The sequence below is a fragment of the Gloeomargarita sp. SRBZ-1_bins_9 genome (assembly GCA_039794565.1).
Classification (GTDB): domain Bacteria; phylum Cyanobacteriota; class Cyanobacteriia; order Gloeomargaritales; family Gloeomargaritaceae; genus Gloeomargarita.
The window spans coordinates 1-15,069 of record JAUQVX010000010.1; the positions used below are offsets into that span (position 1 = coordinate 1).

General features: G+C 58.8%; 12 protein-coding genes. 5 read left to right on the forward strand and 7 right to left on the reverse strand.

The window, feature by feature from the left end:
• Positions 1–339 precede the first annotated feature (339 nt).
• Positions 340–1,386, forward strand: coding sequence for an AI-2E family transporter (locus Q6L55_09025; GenBank protein ID MEN9258850.1), 1,047 nt, complete (start codon positions 340–342; stop codon positions 1,384–1,386).
• On the opposite strand, the gene Q6L55_09030 is transcribed toward Q6L55_09025, so the two are convergent.
• From Q6L55_09030 to Q6L55_09050, 5 genes are read right to left on the reverse strand one after another with little or no spacing between them, the layout of a single operon-like run.
• Complete coding sequence (locus tag Q6L55_09030; GenBank protein ID MEN9258851.1) at positions 1,337–2,284, reverse strand: glycosyltransferase family 2 protein; 948 nt, start codon at positions 2,282–2,284, stop codon at positions 1,337–1,339. The genes Q6L55_09025 and Q6L55_09030 overlap by 50 nt on opposite strands.
• 3 nt (positions 2,285–2,287) lie before the next feature.
• Positions 2,288–2,578, reverse strand: a complete 291-nt coding sequence (gene minE, locus Q6L55_09035; protein ID MEN9258852.1) for a cell division topological specificity factor MinE — start codon at positions 2,576–2,578, stop codon at positions 2,288–2,290.
• A gap of 1 nt (position 2,579) precedes the next feature.
• Complete coding sequence (gene minD, locus Q6L55_09040) at positions 2,580–3,377, reverse strand: septum site-determining protein MinD (protein ID MEN9258853.1); 798 nt, start codon at positions 3,375–3,377, stop codon at positions 2,580–2,582.
• A gap of 33 nt (positions 3,378–3,410) precedes the next feature.
• Complete coding sequence (locus tag Q6L55_09045; GenBank protein ID MEN9258854.1) at positions 3,411–4,088, reverse strand: septum site-determining protein MinC; 678 nt, start codon at positions 4,086–4,088, stop codon at positions 3,411–3,413.
• On the reverse strand, positions 4,085–4,852 hold the full coding sequence (locus tag Q6L55_09050) for a nuclear transport factor 2 family protein (protein ID MEN9258855.1): 768 nt from the start codon (positions 4,850–4,852) through the stop codon (positions 4,085–4,087). The genes Q6L55_09045 and Q6L55_09050 overlap by 4 nt, the downstream gene beginning before the upstream one ends.
• A gap of 82 nt (positions 4,853–4,934) precedes the next feature.
• Here Q6L55_09050 and speA point away from each other — a divergent pair, with 82 nt between their 5' ends.
• Positions 4,935–6,884 (forward strand): biosynthetic arginine decarboxylase, encoded by a 1,950-nt coding sequence (gene speA / locus Q6L55_09055; protein MEN9258856.1) that lies wholly within the window; start codon positions 4,935–4,937, stop codon positions 6,882–6,884.
• On the opposite strand, the gene tsaD is transcribed toward speA, so the two are convergent.
• Entirely contained in the window at positions 6,881–7,915 is a 1,035-nt protein-coding gene (gene tsaD, locus Q6L55_09060) for a tRNA (adenosine(37)-N6)-threonylcarbamoyltransferase complex transferase subunit TsaD (protein ID MEN9258857.1), read from the reverse strand. The genes speA and tsaD overlap by 4 nt on opposite strands.
• Positions 7,916–8,030: 115 nt before the next feature.
• Here tsaD and Q6L55_09065 point away from each other — a divergent pair, with 115 nt between their 5' ends.
• A complete protein-coding gene (locus tag Q6L55_09065) occupies positions 8,031–10,343 on the forward strand; it encodes a DUF3488 and transglutaminase-like domain-containing protein (GenBank protein MEN9258858.1) in 2,313 nt (770 codons plus the stop codon).
• Here Q6L55_09065 and Q6L55_09070 read toward each other — a convergent pair.
• Positions 10,296–11,066 (reverse strand): alpha/beta fold hydrolase, encoded by a 771-nt coding sequence (locus tag Q6L55_09070; GenBank protein MEN9258859.1) that lies wholly within the window; start codon positions 11,064–11,066, stop codon positions 10,296–10,298. The genes Q6L55_09065 and Q6L55_09070 overlap by 48 nt on opposite strands.
• Before the next feature lie 65 nt (positions 11,067–11,131).
• Between Q6L55_09070 and Q6L55_09075 the strand changes: the two genes are divergently transcribed.
• Positions 11,132–12,433, forward strand: coding sequence for a metallopeptidase TldD-related protein (locus Q6L55_09075; protein ID MEN9258860.1), 1,302 nt, complete (start codon positions 11,132–11,134; stop codon positions 12,431–12,433).
• A gap of 138 nt (positions 12,434–12,571) precedes the next feature.
• Positions 12,572–15,049: an ATP-dependent Clp protease ATP-binding subunit gene (locus Q6L55_09080; GenBank protein ID MEN9258861.1), complete on the forward strand. Its 2,478-nt coding sequence runs from the start codon at positions 12,572–12,574 to the stop codon at positions 15,047–15,049.
• Positions 15,050–15,069: the final 20 nt, after the last annotated feature.

The following is a 15,069-nucleotide window of genomic DNA, read 5'->3' on the forward strand; positions in this document are numbered from 1 at the left end:
CTTGATCGCCTCCTCCAGCGCCTCGTCCGGGCTGGAAAACGAGAGCCCCCTGGCAGCCACAATGCTCCTGAGGATCCGGTAGAAACGCTTTCGTTCGCGCTCCCTTAACCCCTCTGTAAAGGGCCTTGCCAGCCCTAGAATGCGCTTGGGCAACCCCCCCAACCGTTGCCCCGCCGCGGGGCGGGCCACCTCCCAGACGTGGGGGGTACTCTGGGCATCTTGGCAGAACCGGCCCCCTAGGTCTGGCAAACAGCACAATGACTTTTATGTGAGTTATGCCATGCTGCTAGTGACCAACCGGAACAGATACCCGCTATGAACTTCGACCGGGAATAAGTGATGCCACCCAAACTCACCAACGATCGACTCCTGCGCTATCTGCTGCTGCTGGCCTTGGGATGGGCCATTTGGCAAGTTTTTAATTATCTCGCGCCGGTACTGGTGATATTTATATTGGCCGGAATCATTGCCTTTCTACTGCACTACCCGGTGGAATATGTACGACGATGGTTGACCAAGGCCCTGGCAGTGACCCTGGTAACCACCATCAGTGGGTTGCTCCTGTTGGCCCTGCTACTCACCATTGGATTTACGGTCCTGGCCCAGGCACAGGATGTCCTGAATCGCTCCGATGAGATCATCAACTCCATTCTCAACCTACTCGACGAAGCGGAGAAACTGTTGGCCCGCTTACGGTTATCGGTTGATTTAGGGCTGGTTGAGAAGGCCATTAAAGATAACTTACTCACCTTGACCAGTTGGGTGCTCACCGCCATCCAAAAATTGGCCTATAGCTTGCTCTATTTCATTGTCATTATCATTATTGCCCTGTTTATGTTGTTTGAGGGGGCCAAGGTTTGGTGGTTTTTGGTGAGTTTTGTCCCGGAACCCTGGCGGAGTCGCCTCACACCGGCTGTGCAAAAAAACTTGATCGGTTTTTTTTGGGGACGATTCGTACTCTCTTGTTTCTTTGGGGCTTCGGTGTTTGTGGTGTTTTGGCTGATGCGGCTGGAACAGGCCTTGTTTTTGGCAGTGATTGCCGGTTTGTTTGACCTGATTCCGGGAGTGGGGGCGACAATAGGAGTGACTTTGGTAGCTTTGATTGTATTACCTCAGGGACCACTGCTCAGCCTGCTGGTGATCCTGGTCTGCGTGGTCATGCAGCAAATTGAAGAGAATTTACTCCTGCCCAAAGTGATGAAGGATTCGTTGAATATTAACCCTGTCGTGATGTTTTTTGCCTTACTGATCGGCGCCCGTGCGGCGGGTTTGATTGGCGTATTTTTGTCCATTCCCATAGCCGGGGTTCTGGTGAGTCTGCTGGACTTGGAGGCTCTCAAGAGTGGATCGGCTGCCGATCAAAACCGCCGACTTCCGCCACCGTAAAGAGGGGACGGGCTTTGACTTCGTCGTAAATGCGGCCAATATATTCCCCCAAAATGCCGATGGCCATTAGTTGCACAGCACTGAGAAACAGGACGGCCAAAATCACCAGCGTGTAACCCGTCAAGGGGGAATCCGGTAGAAATAGTCGCCAGTACAACACTAAAAACAACATGATGATCGCGACCAATCCGGCTAAGAATCCTAAGTAGGTAGCCAAGCGTAACGGCACCCAGGAGAAAGACACCAGGGCGTTCATCGCTAGGGCCCAACTTTTCAGCCAGGTGTACTTGGCTTGACCGGCATAGCGGGGTGGGCGCTGGTACAAAAGGGGAGCTTGCCGAAAACCTACCCAGGCCCGCAGACCCCGGACATAGCGCTGGCGCTCGGGCATGCTATTCAAAATGTCCACCACCTGCCGGTCCAACAAACAAAAATCGCCACTGTCGGGGGGAATGTCCACACTCGCCAGGTAGGTCAACAGCCGGTAAAACACATGGGCGCACAACCGTTTGAACCAATGGTCTTGCCGCTGGATGCGCTGCCCATAAACCACCTGATACCCCTGCTGCCAAAGGTCAATCATATTGGGGATCAATTCCGGCGGGTCCTGTAAATCAGCATCTAAAATCACCACTGCCTGGCCCCGGGCAAACTGTAAGCCGGCACTGATGGCAATTTGATGGCCAAAATTGCGGGCCAGGGCGACATAACAAACACGGGGGTCTTTTTGGCGCAATTCCCGCATGAGATGGAGGGATTCATCCCGACTGCCGTCATCGACCAAAATCAATTCCGCCGGACCATCCAGGCTATCCATAATGGGGCACAGGCGCCGATAGAGATGGGGCAGATTGGCGGCTTCGTTATAGACCGGTACCACCAGGGAATAACGCACCATACCCTAGGATTCCAGCAACTCGCGCCGCACCCGTCGGATGGGGACATTGGCAATGAGGGCGGTCACCCGCTCATCCATTTCCAGGGAAAACTCCATGCCTTCAGCGTCAAATTCCACATAACGGCCAATCACTTCCACAATTTCCTGGCGCATTTTCTCTAGCATTTCCGGCGTTAAGTCCGTCCGGTCGTGGGCTAAGACCAATTGCAGGCGGCGTTTAACCTCGTCCCGGCTACCGGTGGATCGGGGAAACCAGCGCTCGAATAACTCGCGAAGGGCATGCAAGACCGGCATATCAACGGCTAAAGAAACGGCGCAAGCGACCCATAAGCGTATTGTAGGGGGCATCCAGGTCCAACAAGGGCACCTTTTCCCCTTCCAACCGCCGGGCAATGTTCTGAAAGGCCATTCCCGGGAGGGACAAATTAGCCTCCAGTACCAGGGGTTCGCCGCGGTTAGTCGAGATAATCACCCGCTCATCATCGGGGATCAAACCGACCAAGGGAATGGCCAAAATTTCCTGCACGTCGCTGACGGACATCATGTGGTTGCTCTGCACCATCTGGGGCCGGATACGGTTGACGATTAAGCCGATTTTGCGAATGCCGTGGGCCTCTAATAACCCGATCACCCGGTCGGCATCCCGCACGGCGGCAATTTCTGGGGTGGTCACCAATAAAGCTTCCTGGGCCGGGGCAATGGCATTTTTGAACCCCGTTTCGATCCCCGCCGGGCAGTCAATCAATACATAGTCAAATTTTTCGCTCAATAAACCGGCCAAATGGCGCATCTGGTCCGGGGTAATGGCATCTTTATTGCGGTTTTGGGCCGCCGGCAGCAGGGCTAAATTGGGTTGGCGTTTGTCCCGCACCAGGGCCTGTTCTAAGCGACAATCTCCCGCCAAGACATCCAACGCCGTATAGACCACCCGGTTTTCTAAACCCAACAGCAAGTCCAAATTGCGCAGGCCAAAATCGGCATCAATCAAGGCCACCGTCCGCCCCAAACGCGTCAAAGCCATGCCCAGATTGGCCGTCGTTGTGGTTTTGCCAACGCCCCCTTTGCCAGAGGTAATGACGATCACCCGCCCCATCTACGTTGCCAACCTAACCGCTGGATTTGTCTATCAGAATACCCCCCCGAGGGCCGTTCTGCCAAAGTCTCGGGCCGGCTGTAAAAGAATTTCATCCCCCTGGACAACGGCCACTTCTGGGTAAACGGCGGATTGGGGGGGCAGCCGCGCTACTCGGTCGCCAATGCGGATTTGGGTCGCCGCCATTTCCAGGGCCATAATCAACCGGCGAGTATCCCCCTGGGCACCGGCATGGGCCACCCCCCGCAACCGCCCCCACACCAGAATGTCGCCATCGGCCACGATGTACCCCCCAGGATTGACATCGCCGACCACCACCACTGTACCGGGATGGCGGATCTCGACCCCTGACCGCACCGGTTGCACGACATACAGGGGGGGCGCAGCGGCTACCGCCGGCGTTGTTTCTAAGCTGGGTTGTTCCACGGAAAAACCGGCCATCGCTGCCGCCACCGCCGTCGAACGCACCAGGGAGCGCACGGTGGTCAACACCAGTTGTCGCTGCCGAAGTAAGGTTGCCAACCACTGCCACTGGTCGGTGGTGACCATCCGTTCCCCGGCCAGGACGCGCACCGGACTGTGGGGGGGCCACCAGGGATCGGTGAGTTGGAAGTAATGCTGCAACAACTCCTGGAGGTAGGGCCAGTCCGGCTCCGGGGGCAATAGCAAATCCAGCCCATCGGTTCCCGGTTGCACCAGAGGCAGGGTCATGGGGTCCCTATCCGCAGTCGCCGGGTGATGATGGTAATGCCCCCCTGGCGCACCAATACTGCCGATAACCATTGACTACCCGGCGTTGGGGGAGCCTGCCCCGTTTTGAACAGCCCGCCGGCGGAGAGCACCTCCAGTTTCAACCGGGGATGGTCCAGTAACTGGGTAGGCTGTACCGGCTCGGCCACCGCCGTTCCCAGCAATTGGTCGTCCTGGAGCGGTTCCTGCACAATCACGTCAAATTCATACTGCTGACCGGGCGCCACCACCTCTGGAAGATTCACCGTCACCCGGGGCGGTTCCTGGCCGGAGGTCAATTGGGTTTGTTCGCTGAGAATCTCCTGGCGCTGGATTTGCCCTTGCAGAACTGTCTGGCGGGTTTTCAGGACGCTGGTCAGGTCAAATCGGCGATTTTTCTGGGTCTCCGTCCCCCGCAAGGTCATTTGCACATCCACTACAAAGCCCTGGTCTCGGGGTTGCCAGTCCAGCAATTCAACCCGGTAAGTCAGGTTGGGAAAGCGCTGCCACAGGCGGGTCAGGGCCTTGGTCATCAAGTCCCGGTTGAGGCCATCCCCGTGGGTAAAATTGGGGCTGTACAGCTGTAAGACGGCGTCAGGGTTGCGCTGGTTGAGGGTCTCCTCCAGTCGCCGCACCAAGGCCTTTACCGGTTCCGGGGCCGTCTCCGGGGGGAGCGCCTGGGCTACACCGTTGCTGAGACACCCGAGCCACACCCCTACGGCCATCCATCTCGTGCATCGGCCCATGGCTATGCCTGCCCAAGTGGTCGCCCTTCATTTTAGCGATGAATCGGTACAATTTGTCATGTTGGGCGCAGGGAAGGCAGCCATGACGACAGGGGGGGCCTTGACAGTCACCAAGATGGCAGCGGATTGGAGCATCGAAGACAGCGAGGAACTCTATCGCATCCGGGGGTGGGGTGACCCCTATTTTTCCATCAACGCCGCCGGCCATGTGACGGTGTCGCCGATGGGGGAACGGGGCGGCTCCCTGGACCTGTTTGAACTGGTGCAAGCCCTGCAAAAACGCAATATCCAATTGCCCCTGCTCATTCGTTTTCCCGACATCTTGCAAAACCGCATCGAGCGCCTCCATGCCTGCTTTGCCAAGGCCATTGCCCGCTATAACTACAACGGGGTTTACCGGGGGGTTTTTCCCGTCAAATGTAACCAACAGCGGCATCTCGTAGAGGCCCTGGTGCGCTTCGGTGAACCTTTCCACTTTGGCTTAGAAGCGGGGTCGAAACCGGAATTGTTGATTGCCCTTTCGATGCTACCGGCCGGTCAAGAGGACAACCCCCCCCTGTTGATCTGCAACGGCTACAAGGACCGGGAGTACATCGAAACTGCCATGCTCAGCCGCCGCCTGGGGCATCATACCATCATTGTCCTAGAGCAACTGGCGGAATTGGAATTGGTGATTCAGACCAGCCGACAACTGGGGATTCGTCCCGTGCTGGGGGTGCGGGCTAAACTCAGCACCAAGGGGGTCGGTCGCTGGGGCAACTCGGCGGGGGAACGGGCCAAATTCGGCTTGACCATCTCGGAAATTCTGGAAACCGTTGAGCGTCTCAGGAGCGAAGATTTACTCGATTGTTTGCAGCTGCTGCACTTCCATATTGGCTCGCAAATTTCCGCCATTAGCGTGCTCAAGGACGCCCTCAAAGAGGCGGGCCAAATTTATACCGAATTGATGGCCTTGGGGGCGCCAATGGGGTATTTGGACGTGGGGGGCGGCCTGGGGGTGGACTACGACGGCTCCAAAACCAATTTCTATGCCTCGGTCAACTACACCATGCAAAACTATGCCAATGATGTGGTGGCCGCCATTAAAGATGCCTGTGTACAGAAAAATTTGCCGGTGCCCACGATTATTAGTGAAAGTGGCCGGGCGTTGACAGCCCATCAGTCGGTGTTGGTGTTCAACGTGCTAGGGACGAGTGAAGTTTGGCAAGGCATCCCGACGCCCCCTGATCCGTCATCCCACCTAGTGTTGAAAAATCTCTACGAAACCTACAGTACCATTCGCCCAGATAACTATCAGGAGGCCTACCACGACGCCACCCAGTTCAAAGACGAGGCCATTAGCTTGTTTAACCTGGGGTATTTGAGTCTACGGGAACGGGCGGAAGCGGAACGGTTGTACTGGGCCTGCTGTCAAAAAATTCTGGAGATTACCCAGCAGCAGGATTACGTGCCCGATGACCTGGAAGACCTGCCCAAAACCATGGCGTCTATTTACTACATCAACCTGTCGGTATTTCAGTCGGCGCCAGACACCTGGGCCATTGACCAATTGTTTCCCATCATGCCGATCCACCGGTTGAATGAACGCCCCCGTTGTCGGGGAACCTTGGCGGATTTGACCTGCGACAGCGACGGTAAAATTGACCGGTTCATTGATTTACGGGATGTCAAATCCTGGCTGGAACTGCACCCCTACCGGCCCGGCGAACCCTATTACCTGGGGCTATTTCTCGGTGGGGCCTACCAAGAGATCATGGGGAATTTGCACAACCTGTTTGGCGATACCAATGTGGTGCATATCCGCCTGTCCCCGAATGGTTATCAAATTGAGCATGTGGTCAAAGGGGATACCCTGCGGGAGGTGCTGGGTTACGTGCAGTACAATGCCGACGACCTGTTGGAGCAGTTGCGTCGCCAAAGTGAAGCGGCCCTGCAAGCCAAACGCATTACTCTGGAGGAGGCCCAACGCCTGCTGTCCCACTACGAACACAGCTTGAACCGCTACACCTACCTCAGCGATGGCATGGCCTAGGCAACATAGAGACGGGCTACTTCCGTCAGGGACAGGCGGGATTGGCCGACCAAGCTCAAGGGGGACTGCTGCCCCCGGGACAGGCGCATGACCGCCGCACAGCCGATCATGGCCCCATTGTCGGTGCAGTACTTCATGGGGGGAATCACCACCCGGATGCCCTGTGCTGCCGCGGCTTGGGTGATGGTGGTCCGCAGTTCCCGATTGGCGGCTACCCCCCCGGCGACCACCAGGGTTTTCAGGTCGTGATCCAAAGCGCAACGGATGGCCCGGTGGGTCAGGGTCTGGACTACGGTGTACTGGAAACTGGCGGCCAAATCGGCAGTGGGCAACGGGGGAGGGAGTTGGGCCACCAGCCGCCGGACAGCGGTTTTCAGGCCGCTAAAGCTCATGTCGTAGGGGTGATAACCGCCCTGGGGCAGGGAAATTTTCCCCTCCGGCAGCGCAAAGGCCTGGGGGTTGCCCTGGGCTGCCAAGCGGTCGATGGCCGGGCCGCCGGGATACCCCAGCCCCAACAGACGCGCCACCTTGTCAAAGGCTTCGCCGACCGCATCATCCCGGGTTTGCCCAAGGGGTACATAGGTTTGCCAGTCCCGCACCGCCACCAGGCTGGTATGGCCTCCAGACACCAGCAGGCACAAAAATGGCGGCGTCAAATCCGGTTCCGTGAGATAGGCGGCGCAAATGTGGCCCTCCAGGTGATGAATCCCCAAGAACGGTCGCCGGTACAGAACGGCCAGGGTTTTCGCCGCCGCAAGTCCTACGTTCAAGGCCCCCACCAGCCCCGGTGCACAGGTCGCCGCGATGCCATCTATTTCACTCCAGCGATACCCTGTTTCCGCCTGGACTTGGGCGAGCAAAAAATTGATCACCTCCAGATGCTGGCGGGAGGCAATCTCCGGCACCACTCCCCCATAGGCTTGATGCTGGCGAATTTGGGAGGCCACTGCTTCTGAGAGCACCTGCCGGTCTCGCACGAGGGCAACAGCGGTTTCGTCGCAACTGGTTTCAATGGCTAAAACGGTGGTCACGGTGATGGGTGGGCTAGGACGTTGTGATTTGCTTAATTTCTTATGGTAAAAACTGCCCAACCCGGGGGGCGGCATGGCCGTATGCTAGGGTGAGAGTAATGACGCTGCCCCCGGCATGAACTGGAACCTGACAGACGCCCATAAGGTTTGTACTTACGCCCTAGTGGCTATGGCATTTGCCGCCCTGGTCCTGGCCAATGCTACCCATCCAGTGGCCAACGGCCTGTTTTTGCTGCTGGGGGTGGCAAGCTGGTTCTGGGAACCGCCCCGGATTCGCTGGGAGTCCTATGCCCGTCTCTGGCTGCCCTTGACGGTGGGGGTGCTGGTCGTTTTGGTGGGGGGGACCATTCTGTTGCGGGCTAATCCCCTGGATGCGGCGCTTTACTTGCTGCTTTATCTGACGCTGGCGAAATTATTTCAGCGGGAACGCCCGGAGGATTACAACCAGGCGATGGCTCTGTCGTTTTTGCTGTTGGCGGCAACCACGGTCTACACGAGCGATATGTTGTTTGGGTTGATCTTTGCCCTGTACGTGATTTTGGGGGTGGTGAACTTTACCCTATATCACTTGCGGGTACAGGTGCGGGAGCATCCCAAGGCGGCAGCCCAGTCTGGCCGGTTTGGCCCCCGAGGGTTGATGGCTTTGGTGTGGGTGGGGCTGGCGACGTTGGTGTTATCGGTGGGGTTGTTTTTCTTGTTTCCCCGGATTGGGTTGGGTTTTTTTGGCCGGGGGGGAGCTGGGCAGCACCAGGCAACCCGAGGGTTTGGGGAGCAGGTGCGGTTAGGGGAGCACGGGCGCTTGCCCCAGGATACCCAGGTGGTGATGCGGGTGGAGTTTCCCGAAGGCCGACCCCCTTTGCTCCTGCCCCTGTACTGGCGGGGGGTCAGTTTTGACCGCTATGACGGCCAGACATGGTCGCGCACCCGCTTGGATGGGGAATTGCGAGTGGCCCAAGACCAAGTGGTGGAACTGCGTCAACCGGCAGCCCATCTTTCCCTCATTCGCCAGGACATTTATTTGGAGCCGTCGCCCCATCCGGTGTTGTTTGCCCTCCATCCCCTGTACCGGGTGCGTCTGCCGGAGACAGCCCAAGGACTGCGGGTGCAGGTGGGAACCCTAGGGGAAACCCAGCAACGGGCGAAAATTATTCGGCAGCGGGGACGGTCGCTCTATGTAACCCGCACCGGCGATGTGTACTACGGCTATAGGGGCGATGTGGGTTATCAGTACACCGCCTGGAGTCGCCCGATTTTTCCTAGCGCCAACGATTTGCGCCGGGTGGACATGGCCCAGACCCTGCAACAGGTGGCCCAGGCGGGGCTGCTGGATATGTATTTGCAGTTACCCGGTGACCTGAACCCCAGGATTCGGGAACTGGCTGCCGATGTGACCCGCAACGCCCCAACCCTGTTTGACAAGGTCGAGGCGATTCGTCGTTATTTGGCCGAGTCTAAAACTTTCGCCTACACCACCGACCTGCCAGACCCGGGGGCTGAACCGGTCTTGGATGCCTTTTTATTTACCCACCGGCGGGGCCACTGCGAGTACTTTGCGACGGCCATGACGGTGATGTTACGCAGCATCGGGATTCCGGCGCGGTTGGTAAACGGTTATCTGGGGGGACGGTGGAATGCCTACGACCGGTATTTGGCTGTGCAAGCCGCCCATGCCCACAGTTGGGTGGAGGTGCCCTTTGCTGGTTACGGTTGGCTGACCTTTGACCCGACACCGCCCGGCCCCTTACCCCAGGCGGGGAACTGGTGGTCGGATTTACTGGATGCCCTGCGGTTCCGCTGGAACAAATATGTGCTGGATTATGACCTGGATACCCAAATGGAGACCCTGCAGCAGGTGCAGTCCTGGTTACAACTACAGCCCCAAAAGTCGGCGAAAGCCTTGGATATGCAGATGGTTAGGCGAACGGGGGCTGTACTGGTTCTCACCCTCACGGGCGGCTTGTGGGGATATCGCCGGCGGGGACGGGCGTGGGGCTGGCGAGACGGTTTGGGCTTGGTTGTACTGACCGGGGTGGCCGGTTGGGTGGCGGAACCCCTGCCCTGGCCCTGGAGTGGACTGTTGGGGGGCGTGGCGCCGCCGTTAGCCTACTGCGTGGCCCGCTATCTCCAGGAAAAACGGACAAACGTGGGTGTGCCTCCTGTAGCCCGTTTGTACTTGCAATTGCGGCAGGCGCTGGTGGAACAGGGGTTCGGGATCACGCCGGAGATGGGCCCCTTGGCCGTGCGCCGCTGTCTCCAAACCAGCTATCTACCGGACCGGGAAACAGGGGTGCACCTGATTAACACCTACATGGACGTCCGTTTTGGGGGGCGGTCCCTTAGCCCCGGGGAGTTCAGGGCCTATCGGCAGCAGTTGCGCCGTCTATTGCACCGGTGGCGAACCTGGCAAGGGCAGAAAGTCCTGCACTAGGCGATAGACCTGCTCGCGCGGGACATCCCAAGTGAGGATGTGATTCCCTTCCTCCAGCCAATGGAAGACCTTGTGGGGACTGCCGAGTTGTTGGAACCCCTGCCAGGTCGCGCTTGGGTCCACTACCCGGTCGTAGCGGGATTGAATCACCAGGGTGGGTACCGTGACGCGAGGCAACAGGGCGCGGACTTGACGTTGCAGGGCCAGGGCGCTGCGGACAGCCGTCAGGTTGAAGTCCCGGAAAAACGTGCATTGCCAGGCTTGGCGCTCCAGCACCGGGTCGCTGATGGGCAACCGGAGACGGGGCAGACTGGGCAGGAGATAACCCAAGCTGTAGAGCAAGGGCCACTGCCAAGCCCACATTCCCAAAAAGGGCGCCAGTAGGACTAAGCGGTACACCGGCAAGTGGGCAGCCAGATAGAGGGCTAACAAGCCACCGTTGGAAAACCCCACCACAGCCACCTGGTCATGGGTTTGGCGCAACTGAAGGTATTCCTTTTGCACACAGGCGACCCATTCCGGCCAGGTGGAGACGGGCATCTGGGGAGCCGGTTGGTCGTGCCCCGGTAAGTTCATCCCCCGCACCGTCCAGCCCTGCTGATGGAGCCGTTGGCCTAGGGGGTGTAACTCATACACACCGCCCCCCAGCCCGTGAATGAGCAGGCAAGCCCCCTGTCCCCTGCCCGGGTAATAAAACGGCTGATTGCCCATCGGTGACTGCATACCCCGACCCTACCATGAAATCCCTTGCGTTAGCATGAATAAGCCTCTGTGGTCGGTGATGTCTTATGGAACAGGCCCTTTTGTTGGAAAAACTGCTGGACCTGGCCCGCCCCCGCGCCGAGGGAGTGGAGGTCTATTACCTGCGCAGTTACAGCCGCCCCGTCCTGTTTGAAAACAATCGCCTCAAATCCCTCGATAGCAAGGCGATGCAGGGGGTGGCCCTGCGGGTGATTGCCCAGGGACGCCTGGGGTTTGCCGCCAGCACGGACCTCACCCGCCTGGAGGAGGTGGTCAACGTGGCCCTAGACACGGCAACGGTCGGCGACCCAGTAGAGATGGACTTTGCCGCTGCTCAACAGTGGGAGGACACCCGCCCGCCGGTGGAATTGCCGACGACGGCAGCGCTGGTGGAGATCGGTCAAGGCCTGGTCGAACAAGTCCATGCCTATAATCCCGAGATTCTGGTGGATGTCTCGTTGCAGCCCAGTGCCGGGGAGGTGCAGATTCTCACCGATAAAGGTGCCTATGCCCGTTACCAACGGCAATCCCTGAGCGTGGGTCTGGGGGGCAACTGGGTACGGGGGGAAGACTTTTTACAGATTTACAGCTATCAGGTCACGGATGGATCCCCCCCGGACTACCAGCGGCTGGTGCAGGAGGTGGTGCAAAAGTACCGCTGGGCGGAGCAAACGACTTCAATCACCGGGGGTAACTTGCCGGTTTTATTCACCCCCCGGGCGGTCGCCAGTGTGTTAGCCGGACTGTTTGAAGCCATGCTGTCGGGGCAAGCGGTGGTGCAAAAGGCTACACCCCTGGCGGACCGGGTCGGGCAGCGGGTGTTCGACCCCCAGTGGACGATTACCGAAGACCCCACCGCCGGGGTCAACGCCCGCCGATTTGACGATGAATGCACGCCGACTCAGACCCAAACGTTGATCGAGCAGGGGGTGGTGCGGGGCTTTTACTGGGACCGCCTGTGGGCGCAGCGGGCCGGTGGTGTTTCCACGGGTAATGGCTACCGGGGTGGCCTATCCCGACCCGGCCCGGAATTACTGAATCTCTGCATTGCCCCAGGGATGGTTCCTTACGCCGAGTTAGTGGCCCAGATCCGCGACGGGGTAATGGTGGACCAGGTGCTGGGGGCAGGCCAGTCCAATCAGTTGGCCGGGGAATTTTCCGTGAATCTGGACCTGGGTTACCGGGTGGTCAACGGCGAAATCGTCGGGCGGGTGAAAAACACCATGGTGGCCGGGAGCATCCTGGAGGCACCGGTGGCGGCCATGAGCCGGGAACGGGAATGGGTCGGCGGCAGCGTTTACAGCCCGGCGATTTTGTTTGCCTCCCTAGGGGTTGCGACCCGGAGTTGACCAAAGGGTTAAAATGGCTACAGATTGCAGCTCAACTTCGGTCCGTACGCCAATTTGGGTCGGTTAACCCCCACCGATTTCTGCATTGACAAGGTACGATAGAAGTGTCTGCACAACCGGCTCAGGGCAGGGAAGGTTATGTTTGAACGTTTCACGGAAAAGGCCATTAAGGTCATCATGCTCGCCCAGGAGGAAGCCCGTCGCTTGGGGCATAACTTCGTGGGCACCGAGCAAATCCTCCTGGGGTTGATTGGCGAGGGCACTGGGGTGGCCGCCAAAGTGCTCAAGTCTATGGGTGTAAACCTGAAAGATGCCCGGATTGAGGTGGAAAAAATCATTGGTCGGGGTTCGGGCTTTGTGGCGGTCGAAATTCCCTTTACCCCTCGAGCCAAACGGGTTTTGGAATTGTCGTTGGAGGAGGCCCGGCAGTTAGGCCACAATTACATCGGTACTGAACACCTGTTGCTGGGGTTGATCCGGGAAGGGGAAGGGGTGGCCGCCCGGGTGTTGGAAAACTTGGGCGTGGATTTGTCCAAGGTGCGGACCCAGGTGATCCGCATGCTGGGGGAAACGGCGGAGGTGACCGCTGGCGGCGGCAGTACCCGTACCAAGACCCCCACGCTGGACGAGTTCGGAACCAACCTCACCCAGTTGGCGGCGGAAGGGAAATTAGACCCAGTGGTGGGTCGGGAGAAGGAAATTGAGCGGGTGATCCAAATCCTGGGGCGCCGGACCAAGAACAATCCGGTGTTGATTGGGGAACCGGGGGTAGGCAAGACGGCGATTGCCGAGGGTTTGGCCCAGCGCATTGCCAATCGGGACGTGCCGGACATTTTAGAGGACAAGCGGGTGGTGACCCTGGACATTGGCCTGCTGGTGGCGGGTACCAAGTACCGGGGGGAATTTGAAGAGCGGCTCAAGAAAATCATGGACGAGATTCGCCAGGCGGGGAATGTCATCCTGGTGATCGATGAAGTCCATACGTTGATTGGGGCCGGTGCGGCGGAAGGGGCCATTGACGCGGCCAATATCCTGAAGCCGGCCCTGGCGCGGGGTGAGTTGCAGTGCATTGGGGCCACTACTTTGGATGAATACCGCAAGCACATTGAGCGGGATGCGGCTTTGGAGCGTCGGTTCCAGCCGGTGATGGTAGGGGAACCCTCGGTGGAAGAAACCATTGAAATCCTATTTGGCCTGCGGGAGAAGTATGAGCAGCACCACAAGCTGAAGATCACAGACGAGGCGCTACGGGCGGCGGCCAAGCTGGCGGATCGGTACATTTCTGACCGGTTCTTGCCGGACAAGGCCATTGACCTGATTGACGAAGCGGGGTCGCGGGTGCGGCTCATCAATTCGCAACTGCCGCCAGCGGCCAAGGAACTGGACAAGGAGCTGCGGCAAATCCTGCGCCAAAAGGACGATGCGGTGCGCGCCCAGGACTTTGAGCGGGCCGGGGAATTGCGGGACCGGGAGATCGAAATCAAGGCGCAGATCCGAGCTATTGTCCAGAGCAAGAAAGCGGAGGCCCAGCAAGGGGGCGGCGAAACCCCAATGGTGACGGAGGAAGACATCGCCCAAATCGTGGCTTCCTGGACGGGGATTCCGGTGAGCAAGCTGACGGAGACGGAGTCGGAACGCCTGCTACACATGGAGGAAACTCTGCACCAGCGGATCGTAGGACAAGAGGAGGCGGTGCGGGCCATTTGCCGAGCGGTGCGGCGGGCGCGCGTGGGTCTCAAGAACCCGAACCGGCCGATTGCCAGCTTCATCTTCTCCGGGCCAACGGGGGTGGGCAAGACGGAGTTGACCAAGGCGCTGGCGGCCTACTTCTTCGGCTCCGAGGAGGCGATGATCCGCCTGGATATGTCGGAGTATATGGAGCGGCACACGGTCTCTAAGTTGATTGGCTCACCGCCGGGTTATGTGGGCTACAACGAGGGGGGCCAATTGACGGAGGCGGTGCGGCGCCGGCCCTATACGGTGGTGTTGTTTGACGAGATCGAAAAGGCCCACCCGGATGTGTTCAACCTGCTGCTGCAAATCCTGGAGGATGGCCGGTTGACCGATGCCAAGGGGCGCACGGTGGACTTTAAGAACACGCTCATCGTGATGACCTCCAACATCGGCTCTAAGGTCATCGAGAAGGGCGGTGGCGGCTTGGGGTTTGAGTTGAGCGAAAACCAGGAGGATTCCCAGTACAACCGGATTCGCAACCTGGTGCATGAGGAGCTCAAACAATACTTCCGCCCCGAATTCCTGAACCGGATTGATGAAATTATCGTCTTCCGGCAACTGACCAAGGACGAGGTGAAGCAAATTGCCGACATCATGCTCAAGGAGGTCTATGGGCGGCTGGCCGAGCAAGGGATTACTTTGCGGGTGACGGAGGCCTTCAAGGACCGGCTGGTGGAGGAAGGCTACAACCCGTCCTACGGAGCGCGGCCTTTGCGGCGGGCGATTATGCGGTTGCTGGAGGACTCCCTGGCGGAGGAAATCCTGTCCGGGCGCATCAAGGCGGGGGATACGGCCATCGTGGATGTGGACCCGGAGACCAAGCAGGTGAAAGTGCTTGGCGAACCAACCACCCGCGAGCTGTTACCCCAGTCCACCAGTTAAACGAATAGGTACATCCTGAA

Coding starts and splice junctions, on each gene's coding strand:
- Q6L55_09025 (MEN9258850.1), top strand. CDS start 340: ATGCCACCCAAACTCACCAACGATCGACTCCTGCGCTATCTGCTGCTG.
- Q6L55_09030 (MEN9258851.1), bottom strand. CDS start 2,284: ATGGTGCGTTATTCCCTGGTGGTACCGGTCTATAACGAAGCCGCCAAT.
- minE (MEN9258852.1), bottom strand. CDS start 2,578: ATGCCGGTCTTGCATGCCCTTCGCGAGTTATTCGAGCGCTGGTTTCCC.
- minD (MEN9258853.1), bottom strand. CDS start 3,377: ATGGGGCGGGTGATCGTCATTACCTCTGGCAAAGGGGGCGTTGGCAAA.
- Q6L55_09045 (MEN9258854.1), bottom strand. CDS start 4,088: ATGACCCTGCCTCTGGTGCAACCGGGAACCGATGGGCTGGATTTGCTA.
- Q6L55_09050 (MEN9258855.1), bottom strand. CDS start 4,852: ATGGGCCGATGCACGAGATGGATGGCCGTAGGGGTGTGGCTCGGGTGT.
- speA (MEN9258856.1), top strand. CDS start 4,935: ATGACGACAGGGGGGGCCTTGACAGTCACCAAGATGGCAGCGGATTGG.
- Q6L55_09065 (MEN9258858.1), top strand. CDS start 8,031: ATGAACTGGAACCTGACAGACGCCCATAAGGTTTGTACTTACGCCCTA.
- Q6L55_09070 (MEN9258859.1), bottom strand. CDS start 11,066: ATGCAGTCACCGATGGGCAATCAGCCGTTTTATTACCCGGGCAGGGGA.
- Q6L55_09075 (MEN9258860.1), top strand. CDS start 11,132: ATGGAACAGGCCCTTTTGTTGGAAAAACTGCTGGACCTGGCCCGCCCC.
- Q6L55_09080 (MEN9258861.1), top strand. CDS start 12,572: ATGTTTGAACGTTTCACGGAAAAGGCCATTAAGGTCATCATGCTCGCC.